At 68.4% G+C, this 20,438-nt stretch carries 16 protein-coding genes and 2 tRNA genes; 7 read left to right on the top strand and 11 right to left on the bottom strand.

The annotated features are described in order from the left end of the window. Positions 1-33 precede the first annotated feature (33 nt). Together tig and NV1_RS13985 are read right to left on the bottom strand one after the other, a co-directional pair. Positions 34-1,419: a trigger factor gene (gene tig / locus NV1_RS13990; RefSeq protein WP_067890748.1), complete on the bottom strand. Its 1,386-nt coding sequence runs from the start codon at positions 1,417-1,419 to the stop codon at positions 34-36. Between the two features lie 360 nt (positions 1,420-1,779). Continuing rightward, positions 1,780-2,358 (bottom strand): FKBP-type peptidyl-prolyl cis-trans isomerase, encoded by a 579-nt coding sequence (locus NV1_RS13985; RefSeq protein ID WP_067890711.1) that lies wholly within the window; start codon positions 2,356-2,358, stop codon positions 1,780-1,782. A gap of 128 nt (positions 2,359-2,486) precedes the next feature. Between NV1_RS13985 and NV1_RS13980 the strand changes: the two genes are divergently transcribed. The 3 genes from NV1_RS13980 (at position 2,487) to NV1_RS13970 (ending at position 9,314) form a co-directional block, all read left to right on the top strand. After that, positions 2,487-4,955, top strand: coding sequence for a phosphoketolase family protein (locus NV1_RS13980; RefSeq protein ID WP_084525360.1), 2,469 nt, complete (start codon positions 2,487-2,489; stop codon positions 4,953-4,955). A gap of 64 nt (positions 4,956-5,019) precedes the next feature. After that, positions 5,020-6,738 (top strand): 3' terminal RNA ribose 2'-O-methyltransferase Hen1, encoded by a 1,719-nt coding sequence (locus tag NV1_RS13975; protein ID WP_067890708.1) that lies wholly within the window; start codon positions 5,020-5,022, stop codon positions 6,736-6,738. Continuing rightward, on the top strand, positions 6,738-9,314 hold the full coding sequence (locus NV1_RS13970) for a polynucleotide kinase-phosphatase (protein ID WP_067890743.1): 2,577 nt from the start codon (positions 6,738-6,740) through the stop codon (positions 9,312-9,314). The genes NV1_RS13975 and NV1_RS13970 overlap by 1 nt, the downstream gene beginning before the upstream one ends. Before the next feature lie 180 nt (positions 9,315-9,494). On the opposite strand, the gene NV1_RS13965 is transcribed toward NV1_RS13970, so the two are convergent. The 5 genes from NV1_RS13965 to NV1_RS13945 form a co-directional block, all read right to left on the bottom strand. After that, complete coding sequence (locus tag NV1_RS13965) at positions 9,495-11,495, bottom strand: ArnT family glycosyltransferase (protein WP_067890705.1); 2,001 nt, start codon at positions 11,493-11,495, stop codon at positions 9,495-9,497. 148 nt (positions 11,496-11,643) lie between these two features. Continuing rightward, complete coding sequence (locus NV1_RS13960; protein WP_084525359.1) at positions 11,644-12,984, bottom strand: bifunctional glycosyltransferase family 2/GtrA family protein; 1,341 nt, start codon at positions 12,982-12,984, stop codon at positions 11,644-11,646. An 86-nt stretch (positions 12,985-13,070) separates the two neighbouring features. Continuing rightward, positions 13,071-14,543: a sensor histidine kinase gene (locus NV1_RS13955; RefSeq protein WP_067890740.1), complete on the bottom strand. Its 1,473-nt coding sequence runs from the start codon at positions 14,541-14,543 to the stop codon at positions 13,071-13,073. Between the two features lie 97 nt (positions 14,544-14,640). Beyond that, positions 14,641-15,114, bottom strand: a complete 474-nt coding sequence (locus NV1_RS13950) for an NUDIX hydrolase (protein WP_067890702.1) — start codon at positions 15,112-15,114, stop codon at positions 14,641-14,643. A gap of 41 nt (positions 15,115-15,155) precedes the next feature. After that, entirely contained in the window at positions 15,156-15,659 is a 504-nt protein-coding gene (locus NV1_RS13945) for a VOC family protein (protein WP_245713712.1), read from the bottom strand. Between the two features lie 62 nt (positions 15,660-15,721). Here NV1_RS13945 and NV1_RS43465 point away from each other — a divergent pair, with 62 nt between their 5' ends. Then, on the top strand, positions 15,722-15,868 hold the full coding sequence (locus NV1_RS43465) for a hypothetical protein (protein ID WP_157116898.1): 147 nt from the start codon (positions 15,722-15,724) through the stop codon (positions 15,866-15,868). Positions 15,869-15,885: 17 nt separating this feature from the next. Here the strand turns inward: NV1_RS43465 and NV1_RS13940 are convergent. Continuing rightward, a tRNA-Pro gene (locus NV1_RS13940) sits at positions 15,886-15,959 on the bottom strand. 23 nt (positions 15,960-15,982) lie between these two features. After that, a tRNA-Gly gene (locus tag NV1_RS13935) sits at positions 15,983-16,053 on the bottom strand. 497 nt (positions 16,054-16,550) lie between these two features. On the opposite strand from NV1_RS13935, the gene NV1_RS13930 reads away from it, so the two are divergent. Then, positions 16,551-17,555, top strand: coding sequence for a GGDEF domain-containing protein (locus NV1_RS13930; RefSeq protein WP_067890735.1), 1,005 nt, complete (start codon positions 16,551-16,553; stop codon positions 17,553-17,555). 44 nt (positions 17,556-17,599) lie between these two features. After that, positions 17,600-18,463, top strand: coding sequence for a DUF1542 domain-containing protein (locus NV1_RS13925; protein ID WP_373864612.1), 864 nt, complete (start codon positions 17,600-17,602; stop codon positions 18,461-18,463). A 30-nt stretch (positions 18,464-18,493) separates the two neighbouring features. On the opposite strand, the gene NV1_RS13920 is transcribed toward NV1_RS13925, so the two are convergent. Beyond that, positions 18,494-19,168 (bottom strand): TetR/AcrR family transcriptional regulator, encoded by a 675-nt coding sequence (locus tag NV1_RS13920; protein ID WP_067890695.1) that lies wholly within the window; start codon positions 19,166-19,168, stop codon positions 18,494-18,496. Positions 19,169-19,331: 163 nt separating this feature from the next. On the opposite strand from NV1_RS13920, the gene NV1_RS13915 reads away from it, so the two are divergent. Continuing rightward, entirely contained in the window at positions 19,332-19,562 is a 231-nt protein-coding gene (locus NV1_RS13915) for a helix-turn-helix domain-containing protein (protein WP_067890693.1), read from the top strand. Positions 19,563-19,597: 35 nt separating this feature from the next. On the opposite strand, the gene NV1_RS13910 is transcribed toward NV1_RS13915, so the two are convergent. Next, the gene (locus NV1_RS13910) at positions 19,598-20,413 is read right to left on the bottom strand and encodes an Fpg/Nei family DNA glycosylase (RefSeq protein ID WP_067890690.1); all 816 of its coding nucleotides are present in this window, start codon (positions 20,411-20,413) and stop codon (positions 19,598-19,600) included. Between the last annotated feature and the right edge of the window lie 25 nt (positions 20,414-20,438).

Here is a 20,438-nt window from a genome sequence, read left to right as displayed (position 1 = left end):
CGCGCGGCGCAACTTCGCCACGAATCCCTTTTGTCACTCGGCGGTCGCGGCAGCCGCCTCCGCGGCCTGCTCGTCCTGACCCTCGTCCTCGGAATCGGCAGGGCCGCCGAACATCTCGTCGGTGTCCACCGTATTGCCCGCGGTGTCGGTGACCGTCACCTGGCCGACCACACCGGCCAGCGCCTTGCCGCGGCGCACGTCGGCGAAGATCGCGCCGAGCTGCCCGGCCTGCTGGATCTGCTGGATGAACTGCTCCGGCGACAGGCCGTAGCGCTGCGACTGGAACAGGATCCGCTCGGTCAGCTCGTCCTGGCCGACCTGGGTGTCCTCGGCGTCGGCGACCGCGTCCAGCAGCAGCTGGGTCTTGACCGACTTCTCCGCGGACTCCTTGGTGTCCTTGTCGAACTCCTCGCGGGAGGAGCCCTGCGCCTCGAGCGCCTCGGCGAACTTGGCCTCGTCGTGGTCGAAGCCGTGCACGGCGTCGTGCAGGACCGCATCGATCTCGGCCTGCACCGCGCCCTCGGGCAGCGGCACCTCGGTCTGCTCGAGCAGCGACTCGAGCACCTTGTCGCGGATGACGCCCGCCTGCTCGACCTTCTTGACCCGCTCGACGCGGGTGCGCAGATCGTCCTTCAGCTCGTCGATGGTGTCGAATTCGCTGGCCAGCTGCGCGAATTCGTCATCGGCCTCGGGCAGCTCGCGCTCCTTGACCGAGTTCACCTTGACGGTGATGACCGCCTCCTTACCGGCGTGCTCACCGGCGACCAGCGTGGAGGTGAACTCCTTGGACTCCTCGGCGTTCAGGCCGATCAGGGTCTCGTCCAGGCCCTCGATCAGCTGGCCCGACCCGACCTCGTGGGACAGCCCGGTGGTGGATGCCTCCGGGACCTCCTGGCCGTCGACCGTGGCGGACAGGTCGATGGAGACGAAGTCGCCGTCCTGCACCGCGCGCTCGGCGGTGGTCAGGGTGCCGAACCGCTGGCGCAGCGACTGCAGCTGCTCCTCGATGTCCGCATCCTCGATCGCGATCGGGTCCACCGTGACCGCGATGCTCGAGAAGTCGGGCAGGGTGATCTCGGGGCGAACGTCCACCTCGGCGGTGAAAGCCAGCTCCTGGCCATCCTCGATCTTGGTGATCTCGATCTCCGGACGACCGATGACCTTGACGTCGCTGGTGGTCACGGCCTCGCTGTAGCGGGCAGGGAGGGCGTCGTTGACGACCTGTTCGAGGACCGCGCCGCGTCCCAGCCGGGCCTCGAGCAGCTTGGCCGGGGCCTTACCCGGGCGGAAGCCCGGAATACGAACCTGACCGGCCAACGCCTTGTAGGCTCGATCGAAGTCCGGCTTCAGCTCCTCGAAGGGCACCTCGACGTTGATGCGGACCCGGGTCGGGCTCAGCTGCTCGACGGTGCTCTTCACGGACATGCTCCTTGTTCGTTGTTCACTGGTTGTCGAAAGTCTTCTGTTCGTCCCCCGGATACATCCCGAACAGCCTAGTCGACCCCGGTCTGCGGGCAGAAACCGGCCAGGATGCCGCCCCGCGGAGCACACAGCCGACTCGCTGTTGTTCCCCGCGGACGGCCGGCAGCCGGTACCGGGCCTCCATCACGACCCGGCGGCTCGACCACACGGCACGATCCCCTTCGCCTCCCTGCACCGTCGGACCGCTGCTTCGTCACCGGACAACAGACGGGCGTTCCCCTGTTCGCCGAACACTACTAGGCATATCCGACAAATGACCGGCGCTCCGACGACACCCGCCGACGGCCCGAAGGCGCGTCAGCTACCGACTTTCACCGCGTCGGTGACGAAGACCAGGGTTTCGTTGGGCTTGATGCCGTTGCCGCCCTCGCCGTAGCCGAGGTTGGGCGGGATGATCAGCAGTCGGCGACCGCCCTGCCGGATCCCCACCAGGCCCTGATCCCAGCCGGGGATGACCTGGCCCGCGCCGAGTTGCAGCGGGAAGGGCTCGTGCCGATCGAAGGAGCTGTCCAGCTTCTTCTTGTCCGACCAGGTGACCAGGGTGTAGTTCATGCTGACCTGATCGCCGGACTTCGCGGCCGGCCCGGTTCCGGTGATCAGATCCTTGGTCACCAGATGTGTGGGCGGATCGCAGTCGTCGGGGATGGTGATGGTCGGCGCCTGGCCGAATCCGCCGGTGGTCTTGACGTCGTCGGCGGTGCATTCGCGCCCGTGGCTCGCCGGTGCGGCGGACTGTGCCTGCGCGGCCGTCGAGGCCGCGGCGGTGGTCGAGCTCGCCGGGGACGACGAGGGGCTGCTGCTACTGCTGCACGCGGTGAGCGCGACCGCGGCCGCCGTGACCGCCGTCGCGCCGAGAATTCTGGCCAGTGTGTGCATGCGCCGCACCCTAATCCACCGTGCTGCCGCGCGCCGAGCCCGGTAACGTGAGAACCGGATCAGAAGCGATTACGTCTCGCATCGTCTCGAGCCCAGCACGACCTCCATTCGAGAGGGGATTCTGCGCAATGTCCGATCCGGCAACCATCATCGAGGACACCTCGGCCGACAATATCGGCGGTCACGGCGGTGAGACCCGCGCGCCGCAGCCTTATCGCCTGTCCGACGCGGCGGGTCCGCTCAGTGGTGCGGAACTCGCGAATCTGGACGCGTGGTGGCGTGCGGCGAACTATCTGGCGGTCGGGCAGATCTATCTGACGGCCAACCCGCTGCTGCGCACGCCGCTCGAACCCGCGCACATCAAACCGCGTCTGCTCGGGCATTTCGGCACGGTTCCCGGCTTGAATCTAATTTGGGCACATGCCAATCGGGCGATCCTGGCCCGTGACCTCGACGCGGTCTTCGTGGCCGGGCCGGGCCACGGCGGGCCGGGACCGAACGCCTGCGGCTGGCTCGAGGGCACGTATTCGGAGCTGTACAGCCATATCGCCCGCGACGCCGACGGGATGCGCGAACTGTTCGCCCAGTTCTCCTATCCGGGCGGGGTGCCGAGTCACTGCGCCCCGGAGACGCCCGGTTCGTTCCACGAGGGCGGTGAACTCGGATACTCGCTGCTGCACGCCTTCGGCGCGGCGCTGGACCATCCGAACCTGACGGTGTTCTGCGTCATCGGCGACGGTGAGGCAGAGACCGGTCCGCTGGCCGGCAGCTGGCACGCGAACAAATTCCTCAACGCAAGCCGGGACGGCGCGGTGCTGCCGGTGCTGGCGCTGAACGAATACAAGATCGCCAATCCCACTGTGCTGGCCCGCATTCCGGAATCGGAGTTGATCTCGCTGCTGCGCGGGTACGGCTACGAGCCGATCATCGTCGCGGGCAGCGATCCGGCCGAAGTGCACCAGGCCACCGCCGCGGCCGTGGACAGCTGCCTGGACCGCATCGCGGAGATCCAGCGCGCCGCGCGCGAGGACGGCGTTGACGAACGCCCGATCTGGCCGATGATCGTGCTGCGCACACCCAAGGGCTGGACCTGTCCCCCGCTGGTCGACGGCGAACGGGTCGAGGGCACCTTCCGCGCCCATCAGGTGCCGCTGCCCGCGGCCCGCACCGATGCCCGGCATCGAGCGGTGCTCGAACAGTGGCTGCGGTCCTACCGGCCGCAGGAGTTGTTCGACGACACGGGTGCGCCGACGCCCGCGCTGCGGGCCCTCGCGCCGCTCGGGAACCGCCGGATGAGCGCCAACCCGGTGAGCAACGGCGGCGCGCTCGTCCGCGATCTGCGGCTGCCGGATTGGCGGGACTACGGCGTCGACGTGCCCGCGCCGGGCTCGACCGATCACGAGGCCACCCGGGTGCTGGGCACCTGGCTGCGCGATGTCACCGCGGCAAATCCGGACAACTTCCTCACCTTCGCCCCGGATGAGCTGGCCAGCAACCGATTACAGGACATCCTCGAGGTGACCGGCCGCAGCTGGCAGGCCGAGATCGGTGCGAACGACGTGAAACTCGATCGCACCGGCAGAGTCGTGGAGGTGCTGTCCGAGCACATGTGCCAGGGGTTGCTGGAGGGTTATCTGCTCACCGGCAGGCACGGGGTGTTCACCTGCTACGAGGCGTTCATCCACATCGTCGACGCGATGTTCAACCAGCACGCCAAATGGCTCGATGCCAGCGCCGCGGTCCCGTGGCGACGTCCCATCGCGAGCCTGAACTATCTGCTGTCCTCGCATGTGTGGCGGCAGGACCACAACGGATTCACCCACCAGGATCCGGGATTCCTGGACGTCGTGCTGAACAAGAGCCCCTTGATCGTGCGGGTGTATCTGCCGCCGGACGCCAACACCCTGCTGTCCACCTACGATCACTGCTTGCGTTCGCGTCACTATGTGAACGTCGTCGTCGCGGGCAAACAGCCGCAGGCGGACTGGCTTTCGGTGTCCGACGCCGGCACGCACTGCACCCGCGGCATCGGCATCTGGGAGTGGGCCGGGCACAACGACGAGATCGGCACCAGCCCCGATGTGGTCCTGGCCTGTGCCGGCGACGTGCCGACGCTGGAGACCCTGGCGGCCACGGCAATCCTGCGAGAACGACTGCCGCAGTTGCGGATCCGCGTGGTGAACGTGGTCGATCTGATGCGTCTGATGCCCCGGGAGGAGCATCCGCACGGGCTCCCCGACAGGGAGTTCGACACCCTGTTCACCACCGACCGGCCGGTGATCTTCGCCTTCCACGGTTATCCGTGGCTGATCCACCGCCTGACCTACCGCCGCACCAACCACGGCGGTCTGCACGTCCGCGGGTACAAGGAAAAGGGCACCACGACAACGCCTTTCGATATGGTCATGCTCAACGACCTGGACCGGTACCACCTGGTCATGGATGTCGTGGACCGGGTGCCCGGCCTGCGCGAGCGCGCGGCCGGACTGCGGCAGGAGATGGTGGACGCCCGGCTGGCGGCCCGCGCGTGGACCCGCGAACACGGGGTGGACATCCCGGCGGTCGCCGAGTGGAAATGGCCGTATCGCGCGGAGTGACCCCGCCGCGGCGGTGTCCGGAATTGGGTTGCCGCGGCAGACACGCGGGGGCGAAGATCGCAGGGTGTTGCTGACCATCACCTGTACCCGAGCCGAAGGCGCCGATTGGGCCGCCACCGACCTGGGCTTTCTGCTGCACAAGAACCCCGCGCGAGCGCAGGTGTTCGAGCAGTCCTACGGGTCGGCGCACGTGCTGTATCCCGAGGCGACCGAGCAGCGCTGCACCGCGGCGCTGCTGCTGGAGATCGATCCGGTCCGATTGGTACGCGGAAAGAACCGCGACACAGCGGAATTCAGCCTCGGTCAGTATGTCAACGACCGACCGTATGCGGCGTCCTCACTGCTGTCGGTGGCGATCTCGACGGTGTTCTCCAGCGCCCTGCACGGCCGGTGCGACCAGCGGCCCGAGCTCGCGGCCGGTGCGTTGCCGCTGCGGATCGAACTGCCCGCGGTGCCGTGCAGGGGCGGCCCGGACACGGTCGAGCGGATGTTCGCACCGCTGGGCTGGCGGGTCCGCGCGACCCCGATCGCCCTCGACCCGGCATTTCCCGAGTGGGGCGAATCCCATTACGTACGACTGGAATTGACCGGCACGATACGTCTGGCCGAGGCGCTCTCGCACCTGTACGTGCTGCTGCCGGTCCTGGACGGCAGCAAGCACTACTGGCTCGCCGCGGACGAGATCGACAAACTCCTGCGCGCGGGCTCCGGCTGGCTACCCACCCACCCCGAGCGCACCTGGATCACCCGGCGCTACCTGGCCCGCAAGCACTCCCTGGTCCGCACCGCCCTGGCTCGCCTGGCCGAGATCGACGACACCGCTCCGGAGTCGATCGATGCGGTCGACGAGGCCGATGTGGCCGAATACGCCTCGGACACAGCGGCTTGCGAGGACGGTGCCGGTGTAGCCGATGACCGATGCGGCACGACGCTCCTCGAGGCGTGCACTGTTCGGTCCGGCAGGCACGCGGGGCCGGACACGGCCATCGAACCCGCCAGCGGCCGCGCGCATGCGGCAGCACCGTCAACCGGAACCACTGAATCCGTCTGCGATCTCGCCGAGGCCGAACCGCCCACGACCTCGGGCACGTCGCAGGACGCATCGAACTCGGGTACCCGAGCGGGCGAAGCGGACTCGGCCCGGGAGGTGCGGCCGACCCTGGCTGTCGCGCGGCGTGCCGCAGTGGTCCGCGCACTGCACGACGTGGGCGCCCGGCGGGTGCTGGATCTCGGCTGCGGTGAAGGGGCGCTGTTGCGGGAACTGCTGTCGGACAAGATGTTCACCGAGATCGTGGGGGTGGATGTGTCGATGCGGGCGTTGCGGATCGCGCAGCGGCGGCTGCGGCTGGACCGCGCGCCGCGCCGGGTGGCCGAGCGGATCACGTTGCGGCAGGGGGCGCTGACCTACAGCGACGCCGCGTTGCGGGGGTTCGACGCAGCGGTGCTGATGGAGGTCGTCGAACATGTCGATCCGCCTCGGTTGGGTGCACTGGAACAGGCGGTATTCGGTTCCGCCGCGCCGGGTTCGGTGATCGTGACGACGCCGAACGGCGAATACAACACGCTGTTCGATACGTTGCCCGCCGGATCGTTCCGGCATCCGGACCACCGATTCGAGTGGAGCCGTGCGGAATTCGAGGCGTGGGCGCTCCGTGTGGCCGGAACGCACGGGTACGACGTGCGTTTCGAGCCGGTCGGCCCGCAGGATCCGGCATACGGCTCTCCGACGCAGTTGGCAGTGTTCGACAAGCGGGCGCGGGCGGCCGGGAAGGGAGCGGCGTGATGGCCGAACTGTCCGTCCCCGAATTGTCCCTGGTGGCATTGGTCGGCTGCACCGGCTCGGGTAAGTCCACCTTCGCGCACAAGCATTTTCCGCACACCGCGATCGTCTCCTCCGACGCCTGCCGCGGCATCGTCAGCGACGACGAGAACGATCAGTCAGCCACCGACGACGCCTTCTCGCTCCTGCATCACATCGCCGGCGTGCGGTTGCGCCGCGGGCTGCGGACCGTCGTCGATGCGACCAATGTGCAGCAGCCCGGGCGTCAGGAGCTGATCCGCCTGGCCCGCGAACACGATGTGCTCCCGGTCGCGATCGTGCTGGACGTCCCCGACCGGGTGTGCCTGGACCGCAACTCGCGACGCGCCGAACGCGCCCACCTGGGTGCGCACGTGGTGACCCGGCAGCAGCGCGATCTGCGCCGCAGCCTGCGCAGTCTGGAACGTGAGGGTTTCCGCCGGGTGTACGTGCTGCGCGGCGTCGAGGAGATCGACGCGGCGACCGTGGTCGACGAGAAGCTCTGGAACGACCGGCGCGAGCTGACCGGCCCGTTCGACGTGATCGGTGACGTGCACGGCTGCCGCGCCGAATTGGAGACGCTGTTGGGCGAACTGGGCTATGCCCTGCGACGCGACGAGGCCGGGCGTCCGGTGGACGCGCAGCACCCCGACGGGCGCACGGCGGTATTCGTCGGCGATCTGGTCGATCGCGGCCCCGACACCCCCGGCGTGCTTCGGCTGGTCATGGGCATGGTCGAGGCCGGACATGCACTGTGCGTGACCGGAAACCACGAGTTCAAGCTGGTCCGGGCCCTGGACGGGCGAAAGGTCACCATCGCGCACGGACTGGCCGAATCGCTGGCCCAGCTGGAGCGAGAGGATGACGAATTCCGCAGGGCCGCACACGAATTCTGCCGAGGACTGATCGGACACTACGTCCTGGACGGCGGCGATCTCGTGGTCGCGCACGCCGGACTGAAGCAGGAGTACCACGGCCGGGCCTCGGGCCGGGTCCGCCAGTTCGCGATGTACGGCGAAACCACCGGGGAGACCGACGAATTCGGCCTGCCGGTCCGCTACCCGTGGGCGCGGGACTATCGCGGCCGGGCGACGGTCCTGTACGGGCACACCCCGACCACCGAACTGCGCTGGGTGAACAACACGCTGTGCCTGGACACCGGCGTGGTCTTCGGCGGGCGTCTCAGCGCATTGCGCTATCCCGAGCGCGAGCCGGTATCGGTTCCCGCGCAACAGGTCTGGTGCGAGCCTGCGCGCCCGCTAACGGCCGATGCCGGGGCACCGGGCGGTGCGACGCACCGTGATCCGGGCGTCCTCGAGCTGGAGGATGTACTCGGCCGCCGCGTGGTGGAGACCCGCCGGCTCGGGCGGGTGAGCGTCCAGGAGGAGAACGCGGGCGCGGCGCTGGAGGTGATGAGCCGATTCGCGGTGGACCCGCGCTGGCTGATCCACCTGCCGCCGACGATGTCGCCCTGCGCCACGGCCGATTCCGAGGATCTGCTGGAACATCCGGCACAGGCGTTCGCGTACTACCGCACCGAGGGCGTCCCGGCCGTGGTGTGCCAGGAGAAGCATATGGGTTCACGCGCGATCGCCGTGCTGACCCGCACGGCGGCGACCGCCCGCGACCGGTTCGGCATCGACGACGGCAGCACCGGCGCGGTGTACACCCGCACCGGCCGCCCGTTCTTCGGCGATCCGGCGTTGACCGAGGAAGTGCTGAGCCGAATCCGAGTCGCGGCCGAAAGTTCCGGACTGTTCGAGGAATTGGCATCGGACTGGTTCGCCCTGGACGCGGAAATCATGCCGTGGTCGGCCAAGGCGATGGGTCTGCTGCGCGATCAGTACGCGGCCGTCGGCGCGGCGGCACGGGCGTCGCTCGAAGCAGCGGCGGAGATCGTCGCGGCCGTGGCCGCACGCGGTCAGGACGTGGGCGAGCTCGCCGCCCGCACGACCGCCCGCCGCGCGGACGCCGACGCGTTCACCACCGCCTACGGCCGCTACTGCTGGCCGGTGGCGGGCCTGGACGGCCTACGGCTGGCACCGTTCCAGATCCTGGCCGCCGAGGGCGTGAATTACGCTGTGCGCGAACATGAATGGCATCTCGACAAGCTGGATGCGCTCGCCGCCGCGGATACCGGGTTGTTCACCCGAACCCGTCGGATGATCGTGCGGCTGTCCGACCCCGGCTCCGAGGCCGAAGCGACGGCCTGGTGGGCCGCCCTCACCGCGGCCGGCGGCGAGGGCATGGTGGTCAAACCACTCGAGGCACTGACGCACGGAACCGCCGCGGGCAGCGGCCGTCTCGTACAGCCGGGCGTGAAATGCCGTGGGCCGGAATATCTTCGAATCATCTACGGCCCGGAGTACCTGCGCCCCGACCAGCTGCGCCGGCTGCGCTCTCGCGGCCTCGGCCGCAAACGCTCCATGGCCCTGCGCGAATACGCGCTGGGCCTGGAATCGCTCGATCGCTTCGTCGCGGGCGAGCCGCTGTGGCGCGTCCACGAGGCCGTCTTCGCGGTCCTGGCCTTGGAGTCCGAACCGGTCGACCCACGCCTGTAGGCGGCGTCGCGAACCGGCCGCGCATCACGATGCACCGGACCCCGGCGGTTTTCCTTCGCTTCCCTTCCGCGGCAACCACTCCGGATGTGACACCCCGCGGGCCGACCGGCCCATCCGGCTCCGGAACCATGCCGGTCGGCTCGGAGAATCGCTCCGTGCCGGCCGGTCGGCCCGAACCGGTTATCGCGCCGCGTGCTGCGGCGCGGTGAGGTCGTAGACCGGCAGGCCACCGATGGCCGTCGCGGTGTAGTGCTGTTCGACCCACCGGGTGATCTGCGATGCCGTGGAGGTCCGATCCCGAGAACCGGGACCGCGCATGCCCTCGGGCCGGCCGATGAAGTAGTGGATCCGGCCGTGGGAGACGTAGTCCTGGAACTGCCGCAACGTCGGCGACGGGTCACCACCGGCGAAACCACCGACCGGCATCACCGGGTAGCCGGATGCCAGTTGTAGGTCCGAGGACGTCATCGAACCCACCGACGCCGCGGTCCAGGTGTGGTTCGGGCCGCCGTCACGCAACTTCGCGATCAGCGCCGGGTCGGGAGGGCCGCCGAACGGCCCCTGATGCCCTCTGCCCGTCCGGTTCGCAGGGGTTTGCGCGTCGGCGGGCGCGCCGTGGCCGTTCCGCTGCCCCGGCGTGCTCGCACCGCGCTCCGGCTCGTCCGGTATCGGCGGCGGACCGAAGGGGAAATCGCCGAACTGTGTCCTCGGACCGGCCAGCACGATGCCGCCGGAATGCGCCGTCCCGATCGTCTGCAGCGAATAGGCGACCGGACCGGCCAGCGCGGTCAACACGGCGGCCACCGCCGCCGCCACCGCGACGGCGTGTGGCCGGGGGATCAACAGTGCCACCGTGGCCGCCACGCCGACGACCAGCACCGCCCAACGCAACCACGGCACGAAATCGGGGGTGCGGGAGAGCAGCAGAATCGCGGCGGCGGTACTCAGCGCGACGGCCGACGCCGCGGCGAACCGAACCCACATCCGATCGCGCGCACGCCACGCCATCACCGCGCCGAGTCCCACGGTCCCGGCGACCGCGGGCGCCAGGGCCACGGTGTAGTACTGGTGGAAGATACCCCGCATGAAGCTGAACACGAGTCCGGTGACCAGCATCCAGCCGCCCCACAGCAGCAGTGCGGCCCGTTGCGGATCGGTCCGGGAAACCTTGCCGCGCAGCAGGATTCCCGCGACGAGCAGCACGATGGCCGCCGGGATCAGCCAGGCGATCTGACCGCCGACCGTCTCCTGGAACATCCGGGTGATACCGGGCGAGGACCCGAAGAATCCCCCCTTGGGCTGGTGCCCGCCGGGCGGCCCGGGAACGGGGCTCGACGACGATCCGACCCCCAGCCGGCCGAGCCCGTTGTAGCCGAGCGTCAGCTCGATGATCGAATTATGTTCGGAGCCACCGAAGTACGGCCGCGAGGAAGCCGGCCACAACTGGGCGACGAGAACCCACCAACCCGCACCCGCGATCATCGCCGCCCCGGCCGCGCACAGTTGCAGCAGCCGGGTGAGCACCCGCGGCGGCCCGGCGATCAGATACGTCACCCCGAGCGCGGGCAGCACCAGCAGCACCTGCAATTGCTTTGCCAGGAAACCGAATCCGACGAATGCTCCGCACAACACGAGCCACCGCCAGCGCCCGTCCTCGAGCGCGCGGGTCATCGCCCACACCGCGGCGAGCATCAGGAATACCAGCAGCGTATCCGGGTTGTCGAAGCGCAACATCAGCGCCGCGACCGGAGTCGCCGCCAGCGCGAGCCCACCGAGAACGCCCGCGGCACTGCCGTGCGTGCGCCGCAACGTCGCCCACAGCAGCGCCACCGAGGCGATGCCCAGCAGCGCTTGCGGCAGCATCATGCTCCACGGATGCATGCCGAACAGCCGCGCCGATATCTCCATCGGCCACAGCGAGGCCGGGGTCTTGTCGACGGTGATCGAATTGCCCCAGTCGGAGGAACCGAAGAAGAACGCCTTCCACGAATGCGCCCCGGACTGCACAGCGGCCGCGTAGAACGAGTTGGCCCACCCGTTGACGCCCAGATTCCACAGATAGGCGACGGCGGTCCCGATCAGCAGCAGGGCCACGGCCAGATCTTCCCGGCGCGGGAGGCGTCGCCCCGGGCGGGCGGGCAGTCTGCTCGGCACACTCGGCGCGATCGCGGTGTCGGTCATGGCGACCAATGATGGTCCATCCGTCCACGCCTCTGCTGGGACCATGCTGAGAAGAAGCTGGGAACCGTCTCCGGCGGACAGCTGCCCCGGACGCAACCGGGGCCGGGGTCCTATGGGATCCCGGCCCCGGCCATGACCGATCGAGTTATCAGTCGGCGTACAGCCGCTCCCCCCGGGAGGCCAGTGCCATCTCGGCGGTCGCGGCCTGCGGGTCGACCGCGTCGGCGGCGACCATCTCGCTCGCGGCCCGCTCGTTGCGGATCGCGGCGGCGGGAACGGCGTTGCGGAACACCCAGCGCAGGGCGACGAACCGGATCAGCGTGGCGACCAGATTCGCGACCACCAGCACCAGCAACTGCACGTGCACGGACGCACCGGGAACCCAGTGGTGCAGGGCGAACAGCGAGCCACTGGTCAGGAACCAGGTGAACGCGAAGATCAACAGGCCCTGCACCTGGTGCGAAAGGGCCTTGGCCGAGCCGCGCACACCGAAGGTGAACGCCCGGTTGGCCGCGGTGTTGCCGACTGCGGTGATCAGCAGCGCAAGAAAGTTCGCGGCTTGCGGGCCGGTCAGCGGTTGTAGCACCAGATACAACAGCATGTAGGCCAACGTCGAGATAACCCCGATGATGCCGAATCGCACCAGCTGCCCGACCATGCCCAGCGGCACCCCGTCGACCAGCGGTTCACGGCCGATGGCCGCGCGCAGCTCGTTCACCGGCAGCGTCCCCTTGGCCAGCTCCTTGCTGACCCGCCAGACGCCTTCCAGATCCTTGCGCGCGGTGTCCACGATGTTCACGCTCGAGTTCGGATCATCGATCCAGTCCACCGGAACCTCGTGAATCCGCAACCCGGAACGCTCGGCCAGCACCAGCAGCTCGGTATCGAAAAACCATTCGCCGTCCTGCACCAGCGGCAGCAGCTTGCGCGCCACATCGGTACGCATGGCCTTGAAACCGCACTGCGCATCGGAGAACCGCGCTTGCAGCGAGGCCTTCAGGATCAGGTTGTAGCAGCGAGAGATGAATTCGCGCTTGGGACCACGCACCACGCGGGAGGACTTCGCCAGACGGGTGCCGATCGCCAGATCCGAATGTCCGGAGACCAGCGGAGCGACCAGCGGCAACAGCCCGTTGAGATCGGTGGACAGGTCGACATCCATGTAGGCGACGACCTGTGCGTCGGAGGCCTCCCAGACTGCCCGCAGCGCCCGGCCGCGGCCCTTGCGGTCCAGGTGCACCACCCGCACGCCGTCCAGTTCGGCCGCGAGATAGTTCGCGACCTCGAGGGTGGCATCGGTGGACGCGTTGTCGGCGATGGTGATCCGCGCGCTGAACGGGAAGCCGTCCCCGAGGAATTCGTGCAACCGGCGCACGCAGACGCCGAGATCACGTTCCTCGTTGTAAACGGGAACAACCACATCCAGGACGGGCGCGGTAACCGCCGCGCCCCTGCCGGTCGAAGCGGTAACGGTCGAAGTCTCGGTCATGTCACCAAGATTCGACGGTCAGCCTTGGTGGGCACTGGATCGGAGCTGCGAGATCGCTGGGAGCCGATTTCACTCTCGGCCTGCCGTTATCGCGGACGAGTGCGCGGCAGCACGACGGTGAAGGTCGCCCCTTCGCCCGGGGCAGTGTCCACCCGCACGGTACCGCCGTGCGCGGTCACCAAGGCCTGCACGATCGACAGACCCAGTCCGCTGCCGCCGCTGGCCCGCGCGCGGGAGGCGTCGGTGCGATAGAACCGCTCGAAAACGCGCGGGGCCGCCTCGGGCGACAGACCGGGCCCCTTATCGCTCACCTCGATCCGCACGTCGTCCTGCCCGGGCGTCAGCCGCACCGTCACCGGCGTGCCCGGCGGCGTGTGCGCCATCGCGTTGCCGACCAGATTCGCCAGCACCTGCCGCAGCCGGGCCGCGTCGCCGGGTACCTCGAGCGTGCCCGGACCGGACCGAATATCCAGCGCCACAGGGTGATTGGGGCCGTCCTCCTTGGCGGCCATCGCCTGTGCGCCGTGCACCACGTCACCGGCCAGCGCCAGCAGATCCACCGGGACCGATTCCAGCGGGCGCTGCGCGTCCATGCGCGCCAGCATCAGCAGATCCTCCACCAGCAGGCCCATCCGCCCGGCCTCGGCCTCGATGCGTTCGAGCACCAGCGCCGGATCCTGACTCGCGCCCTGGCGATACAGTTCGGCGAAACCGCGGATGGTCGTCAACGGGGTGCGCAGTTCGTGACTGGCATCGGCGACGAACTGCCGCATCTTGGCCTCCGAACGTCGCGCCGCCTCCTCCGAGGCCTCGGTCGCGGTGACGCCCTGCTGGATCCGAGTGAGCATCACATTGAGTGAACGAGCGAGGTGATCGACCTCGGTGTCCACGTCGCGCACCGGCACACGACGGCTCAGATCGCCCCCGGCGATCGCGGCCGCGGTCTCCTCCACCTGACTCAGCGGGCGCAGACTGCGCCGTACCACCAGATAGCCGCCCGCACCCAGCAGGACCAGCGCGCCCACACTGGTGGCGATCTCGAAGCCGATCAGTTTGGAGACGATGTCGACATTGTCGGTGAGCGGCAGACCGATGATGGTCGAACCATGTGAGTTGGTGGTCAACAGAACTCGCCAGTTGGTGTCCGCACCGTCGGCGGAAGGGACCGTCACCGGGGTGCGCGCCTTCAGCCCGGACAGTTTCGGCATCGTTGTGGTCTTATCGGGCTGAATGCGATACAGCTCCCCCTCGGGACCGCGGCGCAGTTCGAAGAAACGGTGCGGCTGGTCGGCCGAGCCGAGTTTCGGCGGCGGCGCGGTCGCATCGGCCGGAACCCAGGTCATCTCCCCGGCGCCGGTGCTGATCAGCTTCATCGGCGTGGGCCGGGCCCAGCTGTGCGCCGCATCGAACAACTGCTCGTCGGTGCGGTCGGTCAACGACTTCGACAGAGCGGAGGTCACCGCGATTCCGGAGGCGGCCAGGACTATTCCGGCCAGACTCACCATGGCGACGACCAGCGCGATACGCAGCGGGACCGCCGATACACGACGCCCCAGCATCGCGCGGGTGCGCCGGAATACGGTAGTCACCGCCCTATCTCTACCGAGCGAAGCTGGGAGAATCCTGCAAGCCGACTGGGCATTTGCTGCAGGCGCGTCAGCCGGGTGCGAGATGTTCGACGAGGCGGTCCAGGCAGGGGCGCTGACCTGCGCTCAGCTTGTCCCGAGCGACGGTGGTGTCGAACCATTCGGCACGATCGACCTCCGGGAACCGCTGCATCCGGCCGGACCGCGGCGGCCATTGCATCTCGAACGTACCCGGATTCACCTGTGCGGTGTCGAGATTCGCCTCGACCGCCCAAACGGTCAGCTCTTTCCTACTGCCTCCGCTGCCGTATCGGACCTCGCCGAGCTCGATCCACTCCCCGTCGGGCACCGGCAGTCCCAGCTCCTCGGTGAACTCCCGGCGCGCAGCCGCCCGCGCGTCCTCGGCTTCGGGATCGTATTCACCCTTGGGAATCGACCAGCCTCCCAGATCCTTGCGCGCCCACAGCGGCCCGCCCATATGCCCCAGCAGCACCTCGATCCCCGAGGCACGGCGGAACAGCAGGACTCCGGCGCTTGATCTCATGGCCGGAGTCTATATTTCGAGCTCAGGGTCGTACCGGCCGCTCATGACTCCCGCCGGATCCGCTCGAACATCTTCCGCATATTCGGGCCGATCTCGGCGAGTTCCAGGAACGGCACACCCGCGGCCGCACCGTCGAGATACGCGAACCGCATTTCGCCGAACATATTGCCCTGCTGCACTATTTCGATTCCCCGTGCGATCGCGGCCGCCACCGCCGCATCGAAATCCGCGGGCTCGGAACAAATGTGGTGCAATCCGGGTCCGGACCGGTCGAGGAATTCGGAGTAGATGGACACCCCGCGCACCGGTTGGATCAGCTCCAGCTGCGTCGCGCCCCGATAGGACAGTCCGATATGCGCGGTGAAATCCGCGGGTTCGCCACGGTAGGAACAGGTTTCGGGACCGAAGTGCACATCCGGCATCCGGGTCCAGGCGCGCACGCCGAAGCAGGCGCTCAGGAATTGCTCGGTCGCGGCGATATCGGTCACCACCCAGGCGACCTGCGTGATCACCTCGCCACCGAGGGCATTGTCGAAATCGGTCACATCGGTGACCCTACGGTGAGGTGTGAGGTGTGAGGTGATGGCCGGACCGAAGCTCCCCGCTGGTGATCGGCGAGCGGGTGCTCGCAGACTGCGGCATCCTGGACCCGCTCCCGGTGGTGCCGACCCTGGCCATCCAGGACGCCGACATCACCATCTGCGCCGGCCTCACCGGAATCGGCCCCGGAGTCCGGGGGACCGGATCTCGTTGAGCAACAAGAAATTACAGTCGGGATGACAGGATTTGAACCTGCGACCCTCCGCTCCCAAAGCGGATGCGCTACCAAGCTGCGCTACATCCCGGAGGGGCCACAGCGGACCGCCAGAGCGGGCGACGGGAATCGAACCCGCACCATCAGCTTGGAAGGCTGAGGTTCTACCATTGAACTACGCCCGCAGGCACACGACACCGACGGGATCGCCTCGATGTCGTCTGCGTCTGAGACTGTACCGAACCTCACTTCGGAAATGCCAATCGCCCTGCCAGGCGCGCCGCCGGATCGACGAGATCGGCTCCGGGACGAGCCCGGATCGGCCGCGCCACAGCTGAGCGAGACGGATGTCACAGCAACGCCCGCCCGCATCTGCCGGTGACGCTCGGCGAGTCGCGAGAGACACGCTGGATGCAGCGGGTGACACCGCGACTCGGGGCGATGACCTACGCGTTGCCATTCACCGAATTCCGGAAGAGGTTGGAAAACAGCATTTTTCGGAGTCGGGTGGCTTGCTAGGATCGTTTTGCCGGACGGGGGTATCTGGAAAGGGGGCGGTGAGCATGCACCGAGTTCGGTGGAGCGGACCGCATAGCAGTAGGCATGATCCGGAGGGTTTGGGTCCGGAGAGCACAGTCGGCGCGCCCGGCGCGCCCCGTGACGTCTGTACGAGGTGAGCGCCATGCTCGCCGATATCGATCCGGTGACCGCCGCCGCGGTCACCACGACGTCCCGGTACTGGGTTTCCGCGGTCTATCCCAGCAGCGGACTGACGATTCAGCCCGCACATCTCGAGCGGGTCTTCGCCTCGCTCATCAACGAACTACTGGATCTGGCGCGTTCGGAACCGTTCCCGGTTCGACCGGCCCGCGGCATCGGGCGGCGACTGGCCGAAGCGCCGTTCGACCGCACCCGCATGCTGGCCCCCGCCAGCCGCGCGCTGCTCGGCTTCGCACCGGGGTGTCCCGGCTCGCTCATAGCCACCCGCTGGCCCCTCGTGGCCAGCCACGCCATCGAGAGCTACGCCGAGGCGCTGCAACAGCAGGCGCTCGCGCAGCAGGAGGCCAATCTCGAGGAGCGGGTCTCGGTCCGGGTCCAGGAAATCGCACAGCTGCACCACCAGCTGCGACACGAGGCCACCCATGACGCGCTCACCGATCTGGCCAACCGCTCCCTGCTGCAGGAGCGGGTGCGCCTGATGGCGGCCGACCGCTCGCGCGGCGTCGGCCTGCTGCTCATCGACGTGGACGACTTCAAACAGATCAACGACGGTTACGGGCACAGCGTCGGAGACGAAGTGCTGGTGGAGGTTTCGCGTCGGCTGCGAGTCACCTGCCCGCAGGACACGGTCGTCTGCCGATACGGCGGCGACGAATTCGTGCTCGCGCTCTCGGCCCGCCGCAACACCCTCGGTGAAGTGGCGAAGCACGTGCTGGCCGCGCTGAACGATCCGGTACCCACCGCCGCGGGCCCGATTCCGGTGTCGGCGAGCGTGGGTACGGCGTACTGCCCACCCGGACGCGGCTGTGATTTCTCCGACCTGCTGCGCAGCGCCGACCGAGCCATGTATTCGGCGAAAACGGCGGGTAAGCGGCGGTTCGCGGTCGCCGAGCCGGAGGACGAGGAGTCCGAGCCGGGAACGTCCATCCCTCTACGGCTGCGATACGACGTGGCCGTCGCGGGCTGAGGGCGACCGGGCGGCTGTTCGAGCCGCGTACGCTGGACGAGGTGATGATACTCGTGGTCATCCTGGCCGTCGTCCTCGTGGCTTTCCTGGCGGCGAGCTTCGCCGGGCGCAATACCGCCCGTGATCATCGAGCGACCCAGCTCGCCGATGCCAAAGCCGACGCCCGTCGGCTGATCGAACGTCTCGGCGGGCAGGTCTACAACCTCACCGGCACCGATCAGGCTGCCAAACAAGCCCTCGCCGACGCCGGTGAGCGGCTGAACGCCGCCGGTTCGCAGATCGATCAGGCATCCACCGTCGCCCAGGCCCACCTGGCGAAGGAGACCGCCTTGGAGGGGCTCTACTACGTACGGGCCGCGCGGACCGCGATGGGTCTGGACCCGGGCCCGCCGGTTCCCGAACTCGACGGGCAGCGTTCGGCAGGGCAGGTTTCGGAGGATCGCGCGGTCGATTTCGACGGCCGCCGCGTACAGGCCTCACCCGCGCCTTCCCCGCAGACCCCGAACTACTATCCGGGTGGTCGCGTCGCCGGACGCCCCGTCCCGGCCGGCTGGTACTCCGAGCCGTGGTGGAAGACCGCCCTGGTGGCCGGGGCCTGGGGCGTGGGCTCGGCCTTGCTGTTCGACACCCTGTTCCACGGCATGTCCGGTGTGGGATACGGCGCCGCCGGATTCGAGGGCGGCTACGGCTCCGGTTACGACGACGGATTCGCCGCCGGACAGGACTTTCAGGCCGGTTCCGACCAATCCGGTTACGACCAATCCGGTTACGACAATGGCGGATTCGACCAGGCCGGTTACGACCAAGGCGGTTACGACAACGGCGGCGGATTCGACGGCGGCGACTGGGGCGGCGGATTCGACGGCGGCGGAGACTGGGGCGGCGGCGGATTCGACGGCAGCTTCTGACCACGACGTTCGCCCGCCGCGACGCGTCGGCTACTTCGCGGCGGCCGGCCCCAGCGAGGAGGACCGCGCCCGCGCGAGTTCGGTGATCGCGCTCGTCGCGTGCCGGTCGAATCTGTCCCGCGAGATATCCAGCGCCCCGTCCAGCCAGGGCCGATACAGGAAGGCCAGCGCACCGAAGATGGCGTGCGCATTGAGCCGTAGATCGATCTCGTCCGGCGGATTCTTCCTCCCCTGACCACCGGCCAGACTGAGCGCGATCGGCGCAGTGAACTCCACGATGAGCTGATTGCCGCGTTCGCCCAGCGCCTGGGTCGCCTGGGATTCCACGAACATGATCCGCCCGCGCCGCGGGTCTTCGTCCATGTAGTCGGTGAAACGCGACACCACGTGCGCGAAAACCTTCTCCGGCTGGGGCGGTGCGTCGGCCAGCGCGGCGAGCAGGCGATCCCGGGCACCGAGCACGACCTCGTCGAGGATGTCCAGTTGTAGCGCACTCAGATTCGCGAAGCTCTCGTAGAAGTACCGCTCGGTGAGGCCCGCGGCACGGCACACCGCCCGCATGGACATCTCCGCCGCTCCGATGGTCCCCATCAGTTCCAGCCCGGCGTCGAGCAGCTGCCGTCGGCGGGTGGCGGTGCGGTCGGCGGGCTCACGTCCCCGCCAGCGCCGTGGCTCGCCCTTGGGCTCCTCGGTGGCGGTCGGCATCTGTGTCCTCTCACAACGATTTCACCGGGCAGATGTTGACATCACACGCTGTTGACAGCAGGTGATGTCGATATTTATCCTGGTCAGTGTAACCCCCCGCGATTCCAGCGAATTCAGGGCTCTGCCTATACCTTTCGGAATTCGAGCATTTCGAGGAGAAGCCATGAAGTTCGGCCAGGCAGCACAATCGGTTGTGCTGAGCATCCTGCGTCCAGGCGGGCTGTTGTCGGAGGTGCAGATCCAGCGCCAAGCACAGCTCACCGGATGGAGCACTCGAAACGCACTCGCGCGCTTACAGGCGCGCGGCCTGATCGTCGCCATCCCCTACAAGGGCTGCTGGCAGATCAGCGATCGCGGCCGCGCCCTCGCGCTCACCACCCGGGCCCCGTACTGAGCGGATCGATTCGCCGGTGATGCGCCGGCGAATCGTCAGCCGGGCTGACAGGCCGGGCACCAGAACAGATTCCGGCCGTCCAGCACCGAGTGCAGGACAGTCGTACCGCACAGGCGACAGGGATCCCCGGCCCGGCGGTAGACATAGGTGCGAGGTTTCCCCTCGGCGTACGACGGTGCGCCGTGGTCGTGTTCGCGGCGCACGACGACGATCTTGCCGCGTCGCACCCCGACCCGCATGAGCTCGACCAGATCGTCCCACAGCGAATCCCATTCGGCCGAGCTCAGCTCACGGCCGGGGCGATGCGGTGAAATCCCGTGCCGGAAAAGCAATTCCGCGCGGTAGACGTTGCCGACTCCGGCCAGTACCTTCTGGTCCATCAACAATGCGCCCAGCGGGCGAGCCGAACGACGGATGCGCTCCCAGGCGAGGGCGGGATCGGCGTTGCGGCGCAACGGATCCGGGCCCAGTCGAGCGGCGAGAGCGGCGACCTCCGGCTCGTGCAGCACCTCGCAGGCGGTCGGCCCGCGCAGATCCGTGCCGTACAGCTGTTCGCCGGCGCGACCGGCTCCGGCCATCCGCATCCGCACCTGGCCCACCGGATCGCCCAGCGGCCCGGCCGATTCGGAGAAGGTCCCGTACAACCCCAGGTGCACATGTACGACCAGGCCCGAATCATAATGGTGCAGAAGGTGTTTTCCCCATGCCTCGGCACGTACCAGCACCCGGCCGTCCACCAGCGCGGCCCCCTCGGCGAACCGGCCCTGCGGACTGGACACCCGCACCATTCCCCCGGCGAACCGCTGATGATGCAGCTTCGCCAGCCGATGCAGCGTATGCCCCTCCGGCATGACCCGTCCTCACCTCATCCTTCAC

This window comes from Nocardia vaccinii NBRC 15922 (assembly GCF_001613305.1).
Lineage (GTDB): Bacteria > Actinomycetota > Actinomycetes > Mycobacteriales > Mycobacteriaceae > Nocardia > Nocardia vaccinii.
Note: the sequence above shows the minus strand (reverse complement) of the source record. Positions and strands in the feature narration are given on the sequence as shown.

What these genes read in the sequence shown, in the direction of transcription:
- NV1_RS13955 (WP_067890740.1), bottom strand. Translation starts at nt 14,543, where the DNA reads ATGCTGGGGCGTCGTGTATCGGCGGTCCCGCTGCGTATCGCGCTGGTC.
- NV1_RS13985 (WP_067890711.1), bottom strand. Translation starts at nt 2,358, where the DNA reads ATGCACACACTGGCCAGAATTCTCGGCGCGACGGCGGTCACGGCGGCC.
- NV1_RS13920 (WP_067890695.1), bottom strand. Translation starts at nt 19,168, where the DNA reads ATGCCGACCGCCACCGAGGAGCCCAAGGGCGAGCCACGGCGCTGGCGG.
- NV1_RS13960 (WP_084525359.1), bottom strand. Translation starts at nt 12,984, where the DNA reads ATGACCGAGACTTCGACCGTTACCGCTTCGACCGGCAGGGGCGCGGCG.
- NV1_RS13925 (WP_373864612.1), top strand. Translation starts at nt 17,600, where the DNA reads ATGATACTCGTGGTCATCCTGGCCGTCGTCCTCGTGGCTTTCCTGGCG.
- NV1_RS13915 (WP_067890693.1), top strand. Translation starts at nt 19,332, where the DNA reads ATGAAGTTCGGCCAGGCAGCACAATCGGTTGTGCTGAGCATCCTGCGT.
- NV1_RS13980 (WP_084525360.1), top strand. Translation starts at nt 2,487, where the DNA reads ATGTCCGATCCGGCAACCATCATCGAGGACACCTCGGCCGACAATATC.
- NV1_RS13970 (WP_067890743.1), top strand. Translation starts at nt 6,738, where the DNA reads ATGGCCGAACTGTCCGTCCCCGAATTGTCCCTGGTGGCATTGGTCGGC.
- NV1_RS13910 (WP_067890690.1), bottom strand. Translation starts at nt 20,413, where the DNA reads ATGCCGGAGGGGCATACGCTGCATCGGCTGGCGAAGCTGCATCATCAG.
- NV1_RS13950 (WP_067890702.1), bottom strand. Translation starts at nt 15,114, where the DNA reads ATGAGATCAAGCGCCGGAGTCCTGCTGTTCCGCCGTGCCTCGGGGATC.
- NV1_RS13965 (WP_067890705.1), bottom strand. Translation starts at nt 11,495, where the DNA reads ATGACCGACACCGCGATCGCGCCGAGTGTGCCGAGCAGACTGCCCGCC.
- NV1_RS13930 (WP_067890735.1), top strand. Translation starts at nt 16,551, where the DNA reads ATGCTCGCCGATATCGATCCGGTGACCGCCGCCGCGGTCACCACGACG.